General features: G+C 52.1%; 16 protein-coding genes. 11 read left to right on the top strand and 5 right to left on the bottom strand.

Going from position 1 to position 20,914, the window contains the following annotated elements:
* The first annotated feature begins 117 nt into the window (after nt 1-117).
* The gene (locus HU175_RS16080; protein ID WP_176567563.1) at nt 118-657 is read left to right on the top strand and encodes a DUF4494 domain-containing protein; all 540 of its coding nucleotides are present in this window, start codon (nt 118-120) and stop codon (nt 655-657) included.
* A 196-nt stretch (nt 658-853) separates the two neighbouring features.
* Here the strand turns inward: HU175_RS16080 and HU175_RS16075 are convergent, their stop codons facing one another.
* Nucleotides 854-4,489 carry an FG-GAP-like repeat-containing protein gene (locus HU175_RS16075; RefSeq protein ID WP_176567562.1) on the bottom strand — a complete coding sequence of 1,212 codons (3,636 nt, stop codon included), beginning with the start codon at nt 4,487-4,489 and terminating at the stop codon, nt 854-856.
* Nucleotides 4,490-4,888: 399 nt separating this feature from the next.
* Here HU175_RS16075 and HU175_RS16070 point away from each other — a divergent pair, with 399 nt between their 5' ends.
* The 8 genes from HU175_RS16070 to HU175_RS16035 all read left to right on the top strand — a co-directional run bounded on the left by HU175_RS16070 (nt 4,889) and on the right by HU175_RS16035 (nt 15,790).
* Nucleotides 4,889-8,173, top strand: coding sequence for a SusC/RagA family TonB-linked outer membrane protein (locus HU175_RS16070; protein ID WP_176567561.1), 3,285 nt, complete (start codon nt 4,889-4,891; stop codon nt 8,171-8,173).
* 33 nt (nt 8,174-8,206) lie between these two features.
* Nucleotides 8,207-9,946 (top strand): RagB/SusD family nutrient uptake outer membrane protein, encoded by a 1,740-nt coding sequence (locus tag HU175_RS16065; protein ID WP_176567560.1) that lies wholly within the window; start codon nt 8,207-8,209, stop codon nt 9,944-9,946.
* 113 nt (nt 9,947-10,059) lie between these two features.
* Nucleotides 10,060-10,515, top strand: a complete 456-nt coding sequence (locus tag HU175_RS16060; protein ID WP_176567559.1) for an HYC_CC_PP family protein — start codon at nt 10,060-10,062, stop codon at nt 10,513-10,515.
* Nucleotides 10,516-10,589: 74 nt separating this feature from the next.
* Nucleotides 10,590-12,824, top strand: a complete 2,235-nt coding sequence (locus tag HU175_RS16055) for a TonB-dependent receptor (protein ID WP_176567558.1) — start codon at nt 10,590-10,592, stop codon at nt 12,822-12,824.
* Nucleotides 12,824-13,390, top strand: coding sequence for an AraC family transcriptional regulator (locus HU175_RS16050; protein ID WP_176567557.1), 567 nt, complete (start codon nt 12,824-12,826; stop codon nt 13,388-13,390). Before HU175_RS16055 ends, HU175_RS16050 begins: the two co-directional genes overlap by 1 nt.
* Before the next feature lie 92 nt (nt 13,391-13,482).
* Nucleotides 13,483-13,830 (top strand): four-helix bundle copper-binding protein, encoded by a 348-nt coding sequence (locus HU175_RS16045; protein WP_176567556.1) that lies wholly within the window; start codon nt 13,483-13,485, stop codon nt 13,828-13,830.
* A gap of 67 nt (nt 13,831-13,897) precedes the next feature.
* Entirely contained in the window at nt 13,898-15,385 is a 1,488-nt protein-coding gene (locus HU175_RS16040) for a hypothetical protein (protein WP_176567555.1), read from the top strand.
* A gap of 42 nt (nt 15,386-15,427) precedes the next feature.
* The gene (locus HU175_RS16035) at nt 15,428-15,790 is read left to right on the top strand and encodes a heavy-metal-associated domain-containing protein (protein WP_176567554.1); all 363 of its coding nucleotides are present in this window, start codon (nt 15,428-15,430) and stop codon (nt 15,788-15,790) included.
* A 124-nt stretch (nt 15,791-15,914) separates the two neighbouring features.
* Here the strand turns inward: HU175_RS16035 and HU175_RS16030 are convergent, their stop codons facing one another.
* The 3 genes from HU175_RS16030 to HU175_RS16020 form a co-directional block, all read right to left on the bottom strand.
* Complete coding sequence (locus tag HU175_RS16030; RefSeq protein ID WP_176567553.1) at nt 15,915-16,481, bottom strand: hypothetical protein; 567 nt, start codon at nt 16,479-16,481, stop codon at nt 15,915-15,917.
* Nucleotides 16,481-16,696 (bottom strand): hypothetical protein, encoded by a 216-nt coding sequence (locus tag HU175_RS16025; protein ID WP_176567552.1) that lies wholly within the window; start codon nt 16,694-16,696, stop codon nt 16,481-16,483. The genes HU175_RS16030 and HU175_RS16025 overlap by 1 nt, the downstream gene beginning before the upstream one ends.
* A gap of 277 nt (nt 16,697-16,973) precedes the next feature.
* The gene (locus tag HU175_RS16020; protein WP_176567551.1) at nt 16,974-18,227 is read right to left on the bottom strand and encodes a dipeptidase; all 1,254 of its coding nucleotides are present in this window, start codon (nt 18,225-18,227) and stop codon (nt 16,974-16,976) included.
* 279 nt (nt 18,228-18,506) lie between these two features.
* On the opposite strand from HU175_RS16020, the gene HU175_RS16015 reads away from it, so the two are divergent.
* Complete coding sequence (locus tag HU175_RS16015; RefSeq protein WP_176567550.1) at nt 18,507-18,803, top strand: antibiotic biosynthesis monooxygenase family protein; 297 nt, start codon at nt 18,507-18,509, stop codon at nt 18,801-18,803.
* Between the two features lie 122 nt (nt 18,804-18,925).
* Nucleotides 18,926-20,197 carry a kynureninase gene (gene kynU, locus HU175_RS16010; RefSeq protein WP_176567549.1) on the top strand — a complete coding sequence of 424 codons (1,272 nt, stop codon included), beginning with the start codon at nt 18,926-18,928 and terminating at the stop codon, nt 20,195-20,197.
* An 8-nt stretch (nt 20,198-20,205) separates the two neighbouring features.
* On the opposite strand, the gene HU175_RS16005 is transcribed toward kynU, so the two are convergent.
* Nucleotides 20,206-20,832: a TetR/AcrR family transcriptional regulator gene (locus HU175_RS16005; protein ID WP_176567548.1), complete on the bottom strand. Its 627-nt coding sequence runs from the start codon at nt 20,830-20,832 to the stop codon at nt 20,206-20,208.
* Between the last annotated feature and the right edge of the window lie 82 nt (nt 20,833-20,914).

Raw genomic sequence — 20,914 nt, 5'->3', positions numbered from 1 at the left:
CCGTATTGCTGGTGCTGCGCTGGCTGATCTTCTTGCGCAAAAAGCTGGGAAATTGCCGTTTTTTAGGCACCTTCGCCCACTTTTTCTTGTTTTCTTTATAGACTAAATCACGCAAACATGCCAAACTGGTTCCTCGGTAAAATTCGCTATCAGCAGCCCATTGACGACTCGAATGTCGGCACGCGGAACGAAGAGTTTATCAAACAGAAAACCGTTACGGAAGCGTATCTGGTTGATGCCGTTTCCTATACCGAGGCTGAAGCCCGGCTGTATCAGGAGATTGCGGCCAATACACCCGATTTTGAAATCACTAACATCAGCCGGATGCAGCTCGCCGATGTATTCTTCAACGAAGAAGACGGGGGCGAAACAGCGCGGCTGACCGTCTGGTATAAGGTGAAAGCCATGTATATTTTGGAAGATGAGAAAACGGGCAAACAAAAGAAAACGCCCAGCAACATGCTTATCAACGCCCAGAACCCCAAACAGGCTTACGAACGGGTGGAATACAGCCTGAAAACTTCGCTGGACCCTTTTGAAATCACTGATGTGAATACCACCAAAATTCTGGATGTGTTTCCCTTCAACGGCGAAGAGCAGCGTAATCTGAGGCCGCTGACCGAGGTGACTGCGGAGGCAGAACAGGCCGAAGCATAAAACGGCTTACGTAGTAATAAGAAGATCAGTGAGATTACCTTAGAGTAAAGCTCATAACCCCTAAATCCCCCAAAGAGAACTTTGTCTACATACGAGAGAAGTCCCCTTCAGGGGATTTAGGGGTAAATAATCTAAACCAGTTTGGATTATTTATTTACAAGCAAAAGCCGGCCCGATAGTCGGGGCGGCTTTTTTGTTAGCGTTTGACCAGCCTATCAGAGCCAATCTCCTGACGTTTATTTCCTTTCGCGTCGCTGATCTCGATTGATTTTACCTGCGGATCAATGAACAGGACCCGGGCCGACTGGGACATAAATGAACTGCCGTACGTAAATTCTACTTTCTGTTTCTTACCATCAGGGAAGGTCAGCAGCGCCGATACGTCGGCTGGGCGCAGGCGCACGCTGGGCACCGGATTGCTGTTGCGAAAGACGCAGAGCGGCCCCCGGTTCTGCGTCGCAATGACTAACTCGCGCCCTTTGGCGTCGGTGAGTTGGGCCAGCCCTTTGGCGTTGCCCGGTACGTAAAACCCGCTGCTGGCAAGCGGCTGAGCCGCGAAACCACCTTTTCCGTCGCCCTTCAGATAAAGGCCGTTGAGGGCATCGTAGCGCCCCGACAGGACTTCCCCGCCGTAGTCGTTCCCCACCAGCAAAACATCCAGCTTTCCGTCGCGGTCAACGTCTTCGGCAACCATCCCGAAAATTGGGGCCAGCTGCGCCTGGATGGGTAGGGGATGTAGTACGAACGTCCCATCGCCCTTGTTCTCTACGTAGGCCGACTGCATGTAGTTGGCTTCCAGCACCAGCGCGCTTTGCCGTTCTTCGGGCGTCAAAAGCTTGTCGATGCTGGCCTGAGAAAAGTCCTTGAACATCGGGAACCGGCGACGCATGGTGATCATTTGTTTGATCAGATCCTCACGCCCGTGGAAAGTAAACTCCCGGCTGGCCCCGTTCTCATCGGGAATAAAAATTGTCGGAATCACGTCGTAGAATCCGTTATTGTCAAAATCGCTGGCGTAAACCCGCACTGGCTCCCGGTCGCTGGCGCGCATCCGGGCGTTCAGTCCCAGGTTACCCGCTACGTAGTCAATGTCGCCATCGCGGTCAAAATCACCGGCTACAAGGGAATTCCACCAGCCTTTTTGCGCATCCAGCCCACAGGTAGTTTTCGTGAGTTTTCCCGCTTTGTTCTTCAGCAGCGTCAGCGGCATGAACTCGCCCGAGAGGAGGAGATCGGGCCAGCCATCGTTGTCGGGGTCAGTCCAGAGCGCGTCGCAGATCAGACCGATGTTTGTCAGCTCGGGGGCTACAGTTTTCGTTACGTCCGTGAAACGGGGCTGGCCTGGTTTGGAATCGTTCCGCAGGATGCAGCTCGATACGGGTTTTGGATAATGATCGGGTTCAACCCGGCCGCCAACAAATAGATCCAGATCACCATCGCGGTCAAAATCCACCGCTTTTACGCAGGATTTACTGGTTGTATTTACCGGCAAAGCCTGCGCTGCCAGCGTAAAGCTGCCCTTACCATCGTTGATGTAGAGTCGATCCTGAAAAACAGGCGTATTGGCATTGCCTTCGCTGCTGCCGCTGGCCACGTAGAGATCCAGGTCACCATCGCCGTCTGCGTCGAACAGTAGCGTTCCCATGTCCTCTTCCGGCTTACCGTCGGTCTGACCCGGAAGGGATGGAGATGTGGGTAGCAGATCTTTTTCGGTGAACGATCCCTGGGCCGTCTGTAACAGAAAAAGCCCTTTCTTGGTCCGGGAGCCACCCAGAAAAATATCGTCGAACCCATCGCCGTTGACATCTCCCACCGCTACCGCCGGGCCGTACTGCGAAAACTTGTGCGGGAGCAGTTTCTGTACGTTGAAGTCAATGTACTCGGGTTCCTGGTGCATAAAGGCAATCCCCAGCGAGTCGGTCACTTCCGTGAACTGAGTCTTGGGCTGGGCCGGACGACTCAGCGGTTCGCGGGCGTTACGGATATCAGCAGTCAGAATCTGATTGGCTTTTACGTTGCGGAGCGTCTGCTGACGAGCAGGCTCACCGTTGTGCGCAGGCCAGATGATACGTACCTCGTCAATGGTCGTAGCCCCGCCCAGACCAAAATGCGCAACAGGCTCAACCGTTGACAGATACCCCCGGTAGGGGCTATGTTCGTACACCTGATGCTGCTTGCCCGGGCCATAGTCCAGTTCGACAAAAGCACCCAGTCCCATCCGGTTCTGCGCTGCTCCGACGAATTTCACCCGCAGGTAATTCGCTTTTTCGGGCTTGCTTTCAACCAGGTTATTTCGGTAGACAAAGGCCGAATCGTTGATGTTGTTGACGATATAGTCCAGGTCGCCGTCGTTGTCCAGATCGCCGTAAGCCGCGCCGTTCGAAAAGGACGGATTGTTGACTCCCCAGTTCTGCGTGACATTCTCGAACGTCAGGGCACCGGGCTGACGGCTGCCGTTATTGCGGAACGCGTAATTGCTGATTTTGACCTCAGGGATCTGATCGATGGTGAAGGCCCGTCCGGCAACGCTCGAACTCTCGGTCCGGAAGGCCATAAAATCGCGGTCGGTTACATCTTTCGGGAAGCCATTGGTTACAATCAGGTCGCGGTACCCATCGTGATCAAAATCGGCTACCAGTGGAGTCCAGCTCCAGTCCGTTTCGGCAACGTCAGCCAACAGACTGATCTCACTGAAAACGGGATGAGCCGAATCGGCTTTCGAGGACGGGCGGTTACCCTGGTTCAACTGCAGTGTATTCCGGACGTACTGGTGCATATGTTTGTATTCCTCGTTGTTGAGGTACGTCTGGTAGTCGTTCGGCCCGAGCAGCATTTTCTTGCGTCGGTTGTCGCGGGGCATCATGTCCAGTGCCACTACGTCAACCAGTCCATCGTTGTTGATGTCGGTGACGTCGTTGCCCATAGCGGTGTTGCTGGTATGCTTGAAATACTTGGCAGCCTGGTCGGTGAACGTACCGTCGCGATTGTTGATATACAGCAAATCGTCGGACAGATAGTCGTTGGTCACGTAGATGTCCTTCCAGCCGTCGCGGTTGATGTCGGTGATATTTAACCCCAGCCCATACCCTTCAATCAGAATACCCGCTTGCTTCGATACGTTCGTGAAAACCGGGTGGCCAGCTTTAGCGTCGAAGTCGTTGCGATACAGGCGGTCGGTGTTGGGAGCGGTGCCATCCAGGATCTTGGCCTTATAGGCGTTCGGGTAGTCGTCGATGACGTCCGTTAACACATATAGATCAAGGTCACCGTCATTGTCATAGTCAAAGAAGGCCGCACTGGTCGTGTGTCCATCGTCGGCAATCCCGTATTCCTTTGCCATCTCCCGAAAAACGGGTGGCTGGCCGTTTTTAGCCCCCTGGTTGACATACAGTAGATTTTCCCGGCGCCGGGCATTGTTGCTTAACGTAGCGCCCACATAGATGTCCAGCCAGCCATCGTTGTTCACATCGACTAGCGTAACGCCTGAGCACCACTTGCCATTTCCACCAATCCCCGCCGACTGACTAATGTCGGTGAATTTAAAATCGCCCTGGTTCAGGTAGAGCCGGTTGGCCACCTGATTACCGGAGAAGAACACGTCGGTCTTCCCATCATTGTTAAAATCGCCCAGAGCGACGCCACCACCATTGTAATAGTATTCGGCATCCAGGATGCTGGATGAGTCGTTGTCAACAATCCGATTAGAGAAGGTAATGCCGGTTTCGTCGGCAGGTAAGAGGCTGAATAAGGGTTTTTCCGAAAACTGGCAGGCGGCAACCGACCAGACAAGTGAAGCAGAAAGTAAAAGGACAGAGAGAAAGCGTCTAAACATAGGTAAGCAACAAATGGGATGGCTAAAATACAAAATATAATCTGTACGATACCAAAACCCAGCAAACAAACGGCAGCAAAGTTAATTGTGATGTAGTTAAGTAAAAACCATAGGAAATACAGCGGCTGATAGGGGAGGGGAGTAGGTGTACTCAGCGTTAATAAACTAACCTGAAAAAAGTAAATAGAAGTTAAGAGAGAGTAGCTTGATCTTTTCGGATGAAATTGGATTAATGATTAATCGGTACTTTATTGATCTTCTCTGATTTTAAATTGATACTTTTTTAATAAACTTATGAATAAATCTAATCTTTTGCACGTATAGATCAAGTGAACCTTTGAAAAGTAAAATAGGGAATCTAATATTGATTCAAATTTATAGCTCAATAATACAAACCCTATGAACACTAAACTCTACCAGACCTTACAGTCTGTAGTACTGGGTGTCTTTCTGCTCTTACTGAGTATGAATGCGATGGCCCAGGACCGCCGGATTACCGGACGTGTTACCAATGCTGACGGCCCCGTTCCCGGCGCCAACGTTGTCCTGAAAGGCACGACGACCGGGGTAGCTACGGATGCCGAAGGTAATTTTGCCCTGAGCATTCGGGGCACAAATCCAGTGCTGGTTATATCGGCCATTGGTTCAAAAACGCAGGAGGTAGCCGTCGGCAACCAGACAACGCTCAGCATTGTGTTGCAGGATGACGCAACGGCGCTGCAGGAAGTTGTCGTAACAGGTTATACCACCGATAACAAGCGCGAAACCACTGGTGCTGTAGCCACTGTAAAAGCCCAGGATCTTAAAGTTGTTCCATCGGCTAACGTTGAAACGCAGTTGCAGGGCCGGGTTGCCGGGGTAACGGTTATTGCCAGCGGTCAGCCAGGGGCTAACAACACCGTTCGGGTACGTGGTTTTGGTGCCTTTGGGGGTAACCAGCCACTCTACGTAGTAGATGGGGTGCCTACGCAAAGCACGCAGTTTCTGAATCCAGACGATGTTGAGTCGACCACGATCCTGAAAGATGCTTCATCGGCATCGATTTATGGTGCGCGTGCTGCTAACGGTGTGATTGTCATCACCACGAAAAAAGGTCAGCGGAAAGCACAGAAACTGAGCATCTCGTACGATGGTCTGTACGGCTTCACCGATCCAGGTACAGCCCCCGCCGTGTTGAATCCTCAGCAGCAAGCTGATTGGACCTGGGCTGCGGTACGTAATCGTCAAACATCACTTGGGCAACCAGTTAGCTATACAGGTATTGCCAGCGGTCAATATGGTTCGGGTAATACACCAGTGTTGCCAGATTATATCAACGTAGGCGGCCGGTCGGGCGTTATCGGTACAGTTGACCTGAATGCAGAACGGGCTAATTACAACGTTGACCCAAACCGCGGAGCTATCTACCAAGTTGTTCGGGCGAATAAGCAGGGGACTGATTGGTATGGTGCTATCGTTCGTAATGCTCCCTTACTGCGGCAGACGCTGGGTTTCTCGGGCGGTACGGAAAGCAGCCGTTACTTTGTGAGCTTAGGTCAGCAGAAGCAGGCGGGTATTCTGAAATATAATGATTACCAGCGCTATGACATCCGGGCTAACTCGGAGTTCGACATCATCAAGAACCTTCGTTTTGGCGAGAACTTCCAGATGACGTACATCAACAACTCGGGTCAAATTGGTGGAGGTACTAACGGTCAGCAACTGGCTCAGGAAGAAAGCGTTATTCTGTCAGCGTTCCGGATGGCACCGATCATTCCTATCTATGATGAGTTTGGTGGTTACGCGGGTACGGCCGCTAAAGGGTTCAACAACCCAGCTAACCCGGTAGCAGCTCGTGATGGTGTCCGGAATAACCGGAGCTTCAACGTAAGCGCCTTTGGTAACGTATATCTGGAATACGATCCGATTCCAGCCCTGACCCTGCGTAGTAGCTTGGGTGGTGGTTACAGTAATTACTACTACAAAAACTTCAACCGGCGTAGCTATGAGAATGCTGAAAACAACGGGGCTTTCTCGCTGAACGAAGGTGCTGGCTACAACTTCAACTGGGTATTTACGAACACGGCTCAGTATAAAACCCGCATCGGTAATGACCATAGCCTGGACGTACTGGCGGGTATTGAAGCCCTGAACGATGGCGCGGGCCGGAACATCAGCGGTACGGGTCAGAACCCATTCACGACAGACCCTAACTACGTATCGTTTAACACGACGTCGGGTAGCGGCCGAGTATTGAACGGTGATCTGTACAACGGGGTTAATTTCTATTCGATCTTTGGTCGGGCTAACTATATCCTGATGGATAAGTATATCCTGACGGGCGTTATTCGTCGCGATGGTTCGTCCCGCTTTGGTTCGGCTAACCGTTACGGCGTATTCCCGGCTTTCTCGGCAGCTTGGCGAATTTCGGGTGAAGAGTTTATGAAAAACGTACCGTTCATCACCGATCTTAAAATTCGGGGTGGTTATGGTATTATGGGTAACTCGAACAACGTTGATCCAAACAACCAATTCAGCCTGTATCAATCGAACGTAGCAAACGGCTATGACATCGCAGGTTCGAATAGTTCAACAGCAGCAGCTTTCTTCCGGAACCGGATCGGTAACCCGAACGCAAAATGGGAAAGTAGCGTAACCACGAACGTAGGTGTTGATGGTACGTTCCTGAACGGTAAACTGGATCTGGTATTGGACATCTGGCGGAAAGATACCCGCGACCTGCTGTTCCAGGCTCCAATTCCAGGTGTTGTTGGTTCGCGTGCTAGCGCGCCTTCAGTCAACGTAGGTAGCATGCGTAACCAGGGTATCGATCTGCAGATTACGACACGTGGACGTACCAGCGCGTCGGGTCTTGGTTACGAAGTAAGCGTAAACGGAAGCTTCCTGAAGAACGAAATTCAGGGGTTGGCTCCGGGTGTTGATTATTTCGACGTAGGTTTGCCAACCAACCGGATTGGTGGTCTGCCAACGCGTCTGCAGGCTGGTCAGCCACTGGGCTCATTCTTCGGCTACAAAGTAGTTGGTCTGTGGCAGTCGCAGGAAGAAGTAAACCGGGCCAATGCTGGTGCAACCGGCGGTACGTACCAAATTGGTGCTGGTGCTGGTCGCTTCCGGTATGCTGATACCAACGGCGACGGTATTGTTAACGAAGCTGACCGTACCTTCATCGGTAGCCCTGTTCCTAAATTCACGGGCGGTATTAACCTGCGGCTGGACTACAAAGGTTTCGACTTCCTGGTGTATGCCTACACCTCGCTGGGTAACAACCTGCTCAACTACTCGAAGTGGTTCACGGACTTCTATCCATCGTTCCCTGGTGCCGCCGTTAGCACACGGGTTCTAAACTCTTGGACGCCAACGAACACAAACACCAACCAGCCAATTTTCGAAGACGTATCGAACATCAGCACCAACGGCGCCATCAACTCGTGGTATGTTGAAAACGGTTCGTTCCTGCGTCTGCAGAACATCACGCTGGGTTACACCCTGCCAACTGGTCTGCTGGATCGCATAGGTCTGAAACGGGTTCGCGTATCGATTGCAGCGAACAACATCCTAACACTCACCAAATACAGTGGTCTGGATCCAGGTGTAGGTGCGGCTAATGACCAACTGTTGGGTATTGACGTAGGTAACTACCCAATCACACCCAGTTTCAATGCTGGCCTCAGCGTAGGACTTTAATAGGTTTAATCCTTGTTATTAAGACACAAAAACATGAAAAAAATACTTGCGAAAGGAACTGGCCTGACGCTTCTGTCCCTGCTTGGCTGGGCATGTTCGAACGAGTTTCTGGACGTGCCGCCAACCAATCAGCTGCAGATCACCAACTTAAATACCAAATCGGGTATTGAGGGGTTATTGATCAGCTCGTACGCCCAACTGAATGGTCGGGGGTATAGCCAGACCGCCAGTTCGACCAACTGGGTGTATGGTAGTATCCTGGGTGGTGATGCTAACAAAGGCTCCAATGCTGGTGACTTCAACGCAATCACGCCGATCATGCGGTTTGAGGTGCAGTCGAGTAACAACGAGATCAACCAGCGCTGGCTGGCAATGTACGAAGGAATTAGCCGGGCTAACTCGTCGCTTCGGGCCTTAACGACAGCAGATGCTACGGTATCAGCTTCGGATAAACTGCGTATCGGTGGAGAAGCTCGCTTTCTTCGTGGCCACTACTATTTCGATCTGAAACGTACCTTTAACAAGGTGCCTTATGTTGACGAAACGGTAGACTATGCGGCTGGTATTGCTGACGTGAAAAACGACGCTGATATCTGGCCGAAAATAGAGGCTGATTTCAAATACGCCTACGACAACCTGCCCGAAACCCAATCGGAGGCTGGACGGGCAAACAAATGGGCGGCTGCTACGTACCTGGCAAAAACTTATCTGTACCAGAAGAAGTATGCCGAAGCAAAAACGCTGTTTGATCTGGTAATTGCCAATGGCAAGACAACCAACGGTAAAAAATACGCGCTGGTACCACAGTACCGGAACGTATTTAGCTTCGACAACGAAAACAACGAAGAGGCAATCTTTTCTACGCAGAATGCGGCTAACACGGGTAGCTCAGATGCTGCGTCGGGTGATTTGAACCTGAACTGGCCTTATAACACGGGTCCTTCGGGTCCGGTAGGCTGCTGCGGCTTCTTCCAGCCAAGCTTCGAACTGGCAAACTCGTTCCGCACGAATGCCAACGGTCTGCCACTGCTGGATGGTTCGTATAACACGGGTGCTAACCAACTGGTAACCGACCAGGGACTGGAGTCGTCACAGGCCTTTACGCCGGATGCCGGTAACCTTGACCCTCGTCTTGACCAGTCAGTTGGTCGCCGGGGTATTCCTTACCTCGACTGGCAGGTGTTCCCAGGTAAAGACTGGATTCGTGATCAGGCCTTCGGTGGTCCTTACGCACCTAAAAAATACATCTACACGAGAGCACAGGAAAGCCGCGCGGCTGACGTATCGAACTGGACAAAAGGCTGGACGGGTCTAAACATTCTGCTGATTCGCTACGCCGACGTACTGCTCATGGCTGCTGAAGCGGAAGTAGAAGTTGGTAGCCTGGAAAAAGCGCGGGATTATGTGAATCAGGTCCGTCGCCGGGCGGCTAACGCGGATGGTTATGTGAAAACCACAGCAGGTGCCAATGCAGCTAAGTACGTGATCAGCGAATACCCAACGTCAGCCTTTGCGTCGAAAGATGCCGCGCGTAACGCGGTGTATTTTGAGCGGAAGCTGGAACTGTCGGGTGAAGGTCACCGCTTCTTTGACCTGGTTCGCTGGGGTACGGCTGCTACAACGATTAACGCATACCTGACATACGAAGGTGCTAAGCTAACGAACGCACTGGGCGGTGCTAAGTTTACCGCTGGTAAGAGCGAGTATATGCCAATTCCGCTGACGCAGCTTGACCTGCAGAAAGGCGTGTTAACACAAAATCCTGGTTACTAATCGGTTTTGAGTAATTGGATAAGTAGAAAGGGGAGACGGTTAATCAACTGTCTCCCCTTTTTGATTACCAGGTATTTGCAAATCTCAATTGGAGATTTTACCTTTGGTCCACTATGAAACGTCGGCTTTTTCAACTGTTCAACCTCCTGATGGCCTGCATCGTGCTGCTGAGCAGTACGGGCTTTGGACTGGTAGAACATTCGTGCCAGATGCGCGGCAAGAAAAAGACCATGGTGGTTGCGTTCAGTAAAGACGCTGAGCAAAAGGGCTGCAAAATTGGCAAACACACGGCCATCAATACAGACGAACTGATCATCAGTCGGGATGAGTGCTGCCAGGATGAACAGAGCTACGAAAATGTAGACGTAACATCCTCGCTGACCCAACTGGTAGCCAAATTCGCCAAAATTGTTACGGAGGCCGTTCTGACCAGCGTACTAACCGTCGTTACCTGGCTGGTTGACTGGATTTTTGATCATAGCGTTGCAACCAGCGCTCCTGCTGTTTCTTCACCATCCTTACCGTCCGGGCGCGATCTCCTGTCGCTCGTACAGCGCTTCCTTATTTGATGTATTGATTGATGCATTGCTGCCGGTGTCCACAAGACACGGGCTTGTTCTGTTTTCTATCAATCTATACATACATGCGATTTTACCTTGTTATACTGACTCTGCTGGCAGCTCTGCCGGTAAGAGCTCAGATCGATTCGTCGGTCGTTGTTCGGGGCGTTGTGGCCGAACAGCAACAGAATAAACGGATTCCCCTGATTGGTGCTACCGTCCGTTGGGCAGGTTCCAGCGGAGGAACCATCACCGATTCAACAGGGCGTTTTCAACTGCCCCTGACAACACAATTCAATCAATTACTGATCAGTTACGTCGGTTATCAGTCCGACACGCTTACGGTTACCAATCCGGCAAACGATATTACAAGTATTCTGCGGCCGGAGCGTACCCTGTCGGAGGTTACGGTGTCTGGGGCGGCTGGACAACTGGACCGGATGAACCCTATTCAGACGGAACTGATCACTCAGCGTACGCTGGCGAAAGCGGCCTGCTGCAACCTGTCGGAAAGCTTCGAAACGAACGCGTCGGTTAGCGTGTCGTATGCTGATGCTGTGACGGGAGCCAAGCAGATTCAGTTTCTGGGATTAGGCGGGCAGTACGTGCAGACTAACGTCGAGAATATCCCGACGATACGGGGGCTGGCTACCACCTTCGGTCTGAATTACATTCCCGGCACCTGGATTACGTCGATTGATATCGGCAAAGGTGCCGGATCTGTTGTGAATGGCTACGAGTCAATGAGTGGGCAGATGAATGTAGAGTTACAGAAGCCCGACAGCCCGGATAAACTGTTCCTGAACGGATACGTTAACAGCTTTGGCCGGATAGAAGGCAACGCCAATTGGTCGAAGCCACTCAGCAAAAAATGGACCGTGGGGGTACTGGGTCATGCCAGTGCGCTACGTAACGAGATTGACCAGAACAACGACGGCTTCCGGGATTTGCCCCTGTACACCCAACTCAACGCCATCAACCGCTACAAATACAGCAGTGATCGGTTCGTGGCGCAGTTTGGCGTGAAAGCCCTATACGAAGATCGGGATGGGGGTCAGCTTGCGCGGTATGATACCCCATCATCCACGCGCTATAGCTTTGGGAACACCACCCGGCGGCTGGAGTTTTTCTCCAAAACGGCCAAGCTCTATCCCGACAAACCCTATAAAGGACTGGGCCTCATTCTGAACGGATTGCACCACGAGCAGATCGCTAATTTCGGGTATCGACCCTATTTAGGTCTGCAGCGTACCTTTTACGCCAACCTGATTTACCAGTCCATCATTGGCAATACCAATCATGCCTACAAAGCAGGGTTAAGCTACCTGCTGGACGATTATCTCGAGCGACTGGGGCCTTTGCAAACGAACCGTACCGAATCGGTGCCGGGCGTATTTGCGGAGTATACCTATTCCTATCTGGAGAAACTAACCTTTGTGTTGGGCGGTCGTTTTGATTACCACAATCTATTTGGCGCGCAGTGGACACCCCGGGCGCACCTGAAATACAACCTGAGCCCGAACGTAGCGCTCCGGGCTTCGGGGGGACGTGGTTTTCGGGTGCCGAACAGGTTTATCGAGAATTTTGGCTACCTGGTCAGCTCACGAACGATTGTCAACGACAGCCCGTTGCAACCCGAAATCTCCTGGAATTACGGCCTGAGTCTGTCCAATGACGTCAACCTGTTCGGTAAAAAAGCATCGCTGGTATTGGACTATCATCGGACCACGTTTGAGAACCAACTGGTTGTTGATCTGGAGCATCCTCGCGAACTGCATTTCTATAACCTGCAGGGGGCATCCTTTGCGAATAGCTTTCAGGCGGAGTTAAACATCCAGCCCATAAAGCGCTTCGAAGTAAAAGCAGCTTACCGTTTGTTCGACGTGCGGCAGAGCATGGGTGGGCCATTCGGAGAGAGCCGGCTGCTGCCTAAAATGATGGTGAGCCGCGACCGGGTGCTGTTGAACGCGGGCTATGCGCTGCCCTTCGATAAATGGAAATTCGACGCTACGCTGCAATGGAACGGGCCCCGCCGGATACCGTACCTACGCCCAGACTACGTGCATACGAGCTATGGCAACATGCCTACCGACTACTCGCCTGGATTTTATAACCTGAACGCGCAGGTGAGCCGGGCCTTTCGGAGCGGCTGGGAAATTTACCTGGGTGGCGAAAACCTGACGGGATTCCGGCAACTGAACCCTATCGTGGCCGCCAACGATCCCTTCGGGGTCAACTTTGACGCCGGTAGCCGGGCGTGGGGACCCGTTACGGGCCGTATGGTGTATCTGGGATTTCGCTTTAAACCTGTTTTATAATGAAGCTGATCGTAAAAAATATGGTGTGCGATCGCTGCAAGCGGGTTGTGCGCGAGGAACTGATAAAAGTCGGGCTGATACCTAGTCGGGTTGAGCTGGGAGAAGTCGAAGTTGATGAGCTGCCCGCTACGGTTACGCTCGATGATGTGCGCCAGTTGTTGCAGGAAAACGGCTTCGACCTGGTTGATGACCGGCGGCAGTCGCTGGTGGAGCACATGAAAGTGCTGCTCATTAACGAAGTGCAGCACCTGAAAGGCGAGCGGCAGGCCAATGAAAATTACTCAACTTTTCTGGAGCGAAAGCTGGGTTACGAATACTCGTATCTCAGCGGTCTGTTTTCGGCCAGTGAGGGGCAAACTGTAGAAAAATATAGTATCGCCCTGAAGATCGAAAAGGTAAAGGAATGGCTCCGGTACGACGAGCTGACGCTGAGTGAGATCGCCTGGCGGTTGAACTACAGCAGCGTGCAGCATTTATCCAATCAGTTCCGGCAAGTGACGGGGCAAACACCGGGTCAGTTTCGCAAAGCCGCTCAGGCCGAACGCCGACCGTTGGATATGCTTTAAAGCAGACCGGAATTATGTAAAAACTGAATAGGCTGCAGCGAGTTATTTTGTTGATCAATGGTGGTCGAAGAACCAATAACTCAACAAGACTCATGGAAAACATGACCTCAACCCAACACGTCGATACCTGTTTTAGCTGCGCCGAAGCCTGTGAAGCCTGCGCTACCGCCTGCCTGGAGATGGGCGATGAAGACAGCAAAGGCCACGACATGACGGCCTGCATCAAACTGTGCCGCGACTGCGCCGACCTATGCACCCTCTGCGGCCGGCTGACGGCCCGGGGCTCGCAGTTTATGGCCTCGTTCATGAAAGTCTGCGCGGAAGCCTGCGAAGCCTGTGCGGCCGAGTGCGAAAAACACGCCGATCACAATGCTCACTGCAAAGCCTGCGCTGAAGCCTGCCGGAAATGCGCTGAAGAATGCCGGAGCATGGCCGCCTAATTCAACAGAATAACTGGTGGTACTGCCCACGGGTGGTACCACCAGTTTTATTTTACTCGACAGCCTAATGAACAAAGCATATACACTCATTTTACTGCTTCTGAGTTTTGGCGCAATGGCACAGCACCAGCATCACGAAGGCATGCCGATGCCCGGCCAGGAGGGGCCCGGCCAGGAAAGGTCCAGCAAGACTAAGCCAGCACAAGGCGACTCTGCCAGATTGAGTTCTTCGTCGATGAACGGTATGGGCATGATGCAGAATGACGGGATGACGATGGACACAATGGGCATGACCCATTCGCTGTCACGCCACCTGCCCATGAACCGCAACGGCTCTGGTACGTCCTGGCACCCGGATAACACGCCCATGTATGCTTACATGAGCCAGCCGTCGAGCAGTCCGTGGAGCTATATGCTGCACTACGCGGTTTATCTGCGGTATACCAGCCAGAACAGTAATAACCCCGGGGGGCGGGGACGCGCGCAGCAACTGGGAGCCCCAAACTGGTTTATGGGGATGGCTCAGCGTAAAGTTGGGCAGAAAGGCTTGTTTCAGGTGCGGGCAATGGTTTCGCTCGACCCGCTGACGGTTAGTAACGGCGGTTATCCATTGCTGTTTCAGACGGGCGAAACGTACAAAGATCAGCCACTTATCGACAAACAGCACCCGCACGATCTCGTTTCGGAACTGTCGGTGAGCTACAGCCATTCGTTCAATAAAGACATAGATCTATATGGTTACGTAGGCTACCCCGGTGAGCCCGCCCTGGGCCCTCCGGCCTTTATGCACCGTATTTCCTCGTTCAACAATCCGGATGCGCCCCTGAGCCACCACTGGCAGGATGCGACGCATATTCTGTTTGGCGTGGCCACGGTCGGGTTCCGCTACAAGTGGGCTAAATTGGAAGCCTCGTCGTTTACGGGGCGTGAACCCAACGAGAATCGGTATGATTTTGATCGGCCGCGCTTCGATAGTTACTCATACCGTTTGTCGGTTAATCCCTCACCATCGCTGGCCTTTCAGTTCTCGCAGGGATACCTGCACAGCCCGGAAGTGGCCCATCCTGAACAAAACATTACTCGAACAACGGCGTCGGTGCTGCACAGCAAAGGGTTAGGCGCCCCCGGTCGCTACGTAACGTCGGCCCTCACCTGGGGTATGAACAGCCACGGCGGGGAAAACGAAAATGCGTTCCTGGCCGAAAGCAGTCTGCAGATCGATAAAGTTGCGGTTTACGGACGTTACGAAAACGTGGGCAAATCGGCCGAGGAACTGTCGTTAGTCGCTCAGGCGGAGCGAATGGGTTACGACGACCACGCCGTCTTTACAATCAATAATCTGACGTTGGGCATGAATTACCGACTGGCGCAGCAGTGGAACACAGACCTGGTTTTAGGCGCGCAGGTGACGGGCGGTTTAACGGATCAGTTTTTGCGAACCGTTTACGGAAAAACACCCGTGTCCGGCCAAATCTACCTGCGTCTGTCGCCCAGTCTGATGACTATGGGCAGCATGAAACGCATGCATAAAGGAATGAATGGAATGCACCATTAGGGTATAATTTACGTTATCAATTCACATAAACACCTGTAAACCATGTTACGTAACCTTCTTTTAACAGCGCTGACGGCGTTGACACTAACGAGCTATGCCGCTACTGCCAGATCGGTTGGCGATGATAAGGAAAAGGAAGTCAAGATAAAAACATCGGCCGTTTGCGGTATGTGCAAAGCCCGGATCGAACGGAATCTGGCGTTCGAGAAAGGCGTGAAAGAAGCCAACCTAGACGTGAAGTCGAAGGTAGTAACGATCAAATATAATCCGGGTAAAACGGACGTAACGAAATTGAAATCCAATATCAGCAAAACCGGCTATGATGCTGAAGAAGTAATGGCCGATGCGGCTGGTTACGAAAAACTGCCAAGCTGCTGCAAAAAAGGCGGCATGGACAATCAGTAAGCTAACCATAAAATACAACAAAAACGGCCTCCAGAATTCTGGAGGCCGTTTTTGCTGATGCTGATCAGTTTCTAAAAGCGATACCCAACGGTTAGACCAGCCACTGAGCTGATGCCAGCCATGTCTAAATTGGCCACCATGAATCGACCGCTGGCCGTAATTCGATTGGTAAAAGGTATTCGTACTCGGCGGTTGCGTGCCAGCCGACGTTCAGGGCTGTAACGTTTTCCCGTTGAACCGATGCCGATATAAGCACGTCAGTGGCTTCGCTGTTGGAAAAGGACGACCGACTGCGGGCTATAATGATATCGTCCTGGCGTGCCCATCCTGACAGGCCACCCCCAGCGCGTAAAGCATGCCGGCTGCTTTTGAGAAAATCAAACAGAATGGTCAGGTCGCCGGTCAGACGCTGCCGTTTGTTGCCAGCTGCCGTAATGTCGTCAGGACTGGTGCTGCGGTTATCGGTCAGGAGGTACCCAGCCGTGGCCGCCAGAACAAGGCGATCATTGGCCAGATGCCGGGCGTAGCGAAGGGCATAGCGATACCCCAGATCGTCAGGAAAATCAAGGCTCATGTAATCGACACCGGCCTGAATCGAATTTTTGGGAGCTGGCGGTTGGGCCAGTGCCAGCGTATTGAACAGGAAACCGAGCACGGTGATGATATAGAGTTTTTTTATGGTGGTATGCATTAGTATAACTCCCAGAAGATGGTCAGGTTGCCCGTCGTGCTTTTAGAGGGCGTAACAGTCAGGCTTAAATCCTCGGACTGATAGTGATCGAACTGGAAGCCGCGCCCTGCATACGTACCCGTCTCCAAATCAATGCTCTGCAACGGAATGGGTTTGCCCGACGCATCAAATCGGAAGATGGTCAGGTTGACGTCCGTCCTCGCTGATAGTACCATCGATACGTATCGACAATCTACTGGTGAATGACGGCCGGCCAGGGGACAGCATGAACGTGGCTGGTCGGGCGAAGTCGTTTATGACGATTTCCTGCGTGGTAGACCGGCTAATTTCACGTTCCTGGCAGGCCGTCAGAACGATCAGGCAAAACAGGAAAGCAATTACTGGGCTGGAGATTTTCATACGTATCAGTAAAGAGATGCGCGCAAAAATAATCCCGGTTCATCTATCAACGAACTGGGATTATAAACTTATCAAAAAAGAATAAGGACGGAATTACTTCTGCGCGAGTACTTTGGTCTTCCCTTTATCAACGGTGCGCATAACCCGGAAGAAGTTGCCGCTCCAAATCTTCTCGATGTCTTTCTTCGAATAACCCCGCTTTACCAGCTCAACCGTCAGGTTTTCGTATTGGCTCACGTCCATCAGGTTGGCCAGGGCACCACCCCCATCAAAATCAGCGCCGATGCCCACGTAATCAATACCAATCAGCTTGACAATGTGATCAATATGGTCAACGGCATCTTTTACGTTAGCTAGCTGAACAGGGTATTTCTGGTTGATCTCCATGAAATCGGCCCGGGCTTTCTGCTGATCTTCGGATTTCAGCGTGCTCATCGCCCGGCGATTTTCAAGTCCATATTTCTTCAGGAAATCGGCTAGTGCCTGTTCGCGCTCCGCCGAGGGTTTGATCGTTTTTACGTAATCACTCAGCAGGTTCAGTTGGATGACGCCCCCATTTCTGGCCAGCGTCTTCAGCATATCGTCGGTCAGGTTGCGGGGATGATCGCAGATGGCTTTGGCTCCCGAATGCGACGCGATGACCGGCACTTTTGAAAGCCGGACAACATCATAAAAAGTTGAATCCGATACGTGCGATACGTCGATCATCATCCCTAGTCGGTTCATTTCAGTTACCACCTGTTCACCCAGGGGACTTAGCCCCTGGTATTCAGCTCCTTTTGGGTCGGTCGATGAGTCGCAGATGTCGTTGTTCGCCGAGTGGCAAAGGGTCATGTAACGAGCGCCCCTGTCGTAAAATTTCTGCAGATTGGTCAGGTCGTGCCCAATGGTATAGCCATTTTCGACGCCAATAAAAACGACCCGTTTGCCCGTCTTTCCGATACGGAGTGCATCGTCGGGCGTAGTTGCCAGTTCAGCCTGTTCTGGACTCTTCGTCAGCACCTGGGCGATGTTGTCGAAAATGCTATACGCTTTCTTTACCGCCTGCTCGTGTCCTTCGTCAGTACGGGGACCCTGCCCCAGATAAACAGCCCAGAAGATGCCGTCCAGACCACCTCTGCGCATCCGCGGGAAGTCAACTTTGCTGGTTTTAGGATCATTCTCTTTTGTTATGTCAAAGCCGTTCCGCGTGAGCAGCATGGGTGTATCGGCGTGAGTGTCGACCGTAAAGGCGCGTTCGTGAATTTTCTTTGCTTTCTGAACCAGCGCCGGGTCTTCAGATGTCTGGGCAAAGCTGGCAGCAGAAACCAGGCTGGCCAAGACAGTTAGTTGAAGCGAATTGATCATGCGAAAAGAGGAAATAGCTGGAAGTTACACTTGTACTAGATTGTAATATTAAATTATTATTCTAAGTAAATAAAAAAATAGCAAATAAGTATTGGTAAATGGTGTTATTTAGGTATATATTCAATTAATGGTGGGAAATGGCTCAAGCATTACGTTGTTTCTGGTGGCGAACGTGAATAAGTACCTTTCGCTAAACTTGTACGTAACAGCAGGATTTTCGAGGGTAAAAGAATGGTCGTCAACTGCTTATTTAGCTTTACTAACTATACTCTTACCCATATGTACGCACGTATCATTCAAGTTCCGCTGCAGGGCGACGCTATTGCAGAAGCAACCGACTACTTCCGGGATTCGGTTGGCCCCGCCCTTAAATCCCAGACTGGGTTTTTAAACAGCCGCTTTCTGGTAAGTGCCGAAACAAACAAATGCCTGATGGTGACGCTCTGGGAATCGCCGGATGCCCGGACGGAAGCCGAAAGCAACGGCTTTTTGCAGGACGTTTTATCAAATATGAAGCAGTATTTCGCCGGGCCACCCGTCATCGATTATTACGACGTGTCTGTTCAGGTAGCCTAACCGAACTAACTACGGTCCGGCGGGTAGCTCGCCGGACCGTAGCAAAAGAATATGGTCGGTTTACGAGCCCGGCTAGCAGTAGATTAAGCAGGAAAAGGGGAGATCCGCTAGTTTTGTATTGTATGATGTACGAAAACTCGCTCGCCTTTGCGCGGCAACTCGACCAGCAGGATCCGCTCCGCCACACCCGCAATTCTTTCCACATTCCACAGCGGGACGGGGTCGACCTGACGTATCTGTGCGGAAACTCGCTGGGACTGCAACCCAAGATGGCCCGGCAGGCGCTGGAAAAGGAACTGTCGGTCTGGCAGAACCTGGGGGTTGAGGGTTGGTTCGAGCCGGGTGATGCGTCCGGGCAGGTCTGGCTGAACTACCACGAGCGGTGCAAACCAGCGCTGGCGCAGATTGTAGGAGCCGCTTCCGAAACTGAAGTTTGCCCGATGAATGCGCTGACGGTAAATATTCACCTATTGCTGACGTCATTCTTTCAACCCGCGGCCCGGAAGCGGAAAATTCTGACCATTAAAGGCGATTTCCCGTCCGATCAGTACGCGCTGGAAACGCACGTCCGCCAGCGGGGGCTCGATCCTGCCGACGTACTAATTGAAGTGGCGCCCCGCCCAGACGATCTTCTGATTCATACCACCGACATTCAGCGCGCCATTGCTGAAAACGCCGATGAACTGGCGGTCATCTGGATGAGCGGGTTGAATTATTATACCGGTCAGGTCTATAACATGGCGGTTATTGCCGAAACAGCCGCGCGTCACTGCATCCCGGTCGGGTTCGATCTGGCCCACGCCATCGGAAATATTCCGCTCCGCCTACACGAATGGGGCGTTGATTTTGCAACCTGGTGTTCCTACAAATACCTGAATGGTGGACCGGGTGCTGTTTCAGGAATTTTCGTGCACGAGAAACATCATAACCAGAACCTGCCCCGACTGGCGGGCTGGTGGGGGTACCGGGAAGATCGGCGGTTTGCCATGACCCCCGGTTTTTTACCGGCTGTAGGAGCCGATGGCTGGCAACTGAGTACGCCAAACATTCCGGCACTGGCGCTGCACCAGGCTTCGTTGGCTATCACGGCTGAGGTTGGCATGAGCGCCCTGCGGCAAAAAAGTGAGCAGCTGACGGGCTATCTGGAATACCTTCTGGCCCCTTATGACGAGGTCATGCTGCTGACGCCCGACGACCCAAACCAACGCGGCAGTCAGCTGTCATTACTGGTCCGCAAGCGGGGAAAGGAATTGTTCAGGCACCTGACCGAAGCTGGCATCATTGGCGACTGGCGCGAACCTGACTGCATTCGGCTGGCCCCCGCTCCGTTGTACAATACGTTCGAGGACGTTTGGCAGGTTGGCGAAGTGCTGCGCCAGTTCTATACGACGTGACAGGAGTGCTAGGACCGTTCCTGGCTGTCAAGCTTGTTTTGCGTATAGAGATACATTCCCCGGTAAATAAGCCGAAATGCCGCTTCGATCTGCTTTACCCCCTCGTCGGTGTGCAGATCGATACCCAGTACCGGTTGTGATTGCTGTTCTCTAATCGTCAATACGGCCAGGGCGCTGGAGAGTATAGCGACAATAGCGCGTCCGTTTTCAATCTGCACTATAGCGGATAGCTCATCCAGAACCTGGCGCAGCTGCTGTTCGCGCTCGCTGGGTATCGGATTGGTATCAGTGGCCGACAGAAGTCCGGCTTTCAGAAACTCCTGTGCTTCCACATCATGCCGAAATCGCCGGTACATATCGATCAGGTAATCACAGCTTTTTTCGAAAAACTGCTCCAGCGAAAGGTGCCGAAAATCGTCGAGATTAATGGGTGGAATAATCGTGGAGCGGGTCTGCTGATAATAGGCCTGCAAAAGCCCATCCAGCCCGCCGAAATAACGATAAATCAGAATTTTATTAATCCCGGATCGACTGGCAATCCGATTGATACCAATTTTATCAAAGCCACTTTCGGTAATGATTTGCCAAACTGCCTCAATCAGTCGCTTCTCCGTTTGCGCCCGGTCGCGTTGCATAATGGATGGTGGAGGGGTGGTTAGTGAAAAATGTAACCATTTCGTTACAAAGTAACGAATTAAAGGAGGTATTTAATAAGTC

The sequence above is a fragment of the Spirosoma sp. KUDC1026 genome, assembly GCF_013375035.1.
In the GTDB taxonomy this organism is placed as follows: domain Bacteria; phylum Bacteroidota; class Bacteroidia; order Cytophagales; family Spirosomataceae; genus Spirosoma.
Note: the sequence above shows the minus strand (reverse complement) of the source record. Positions and strands in the feature narration are given on the sequence as shown.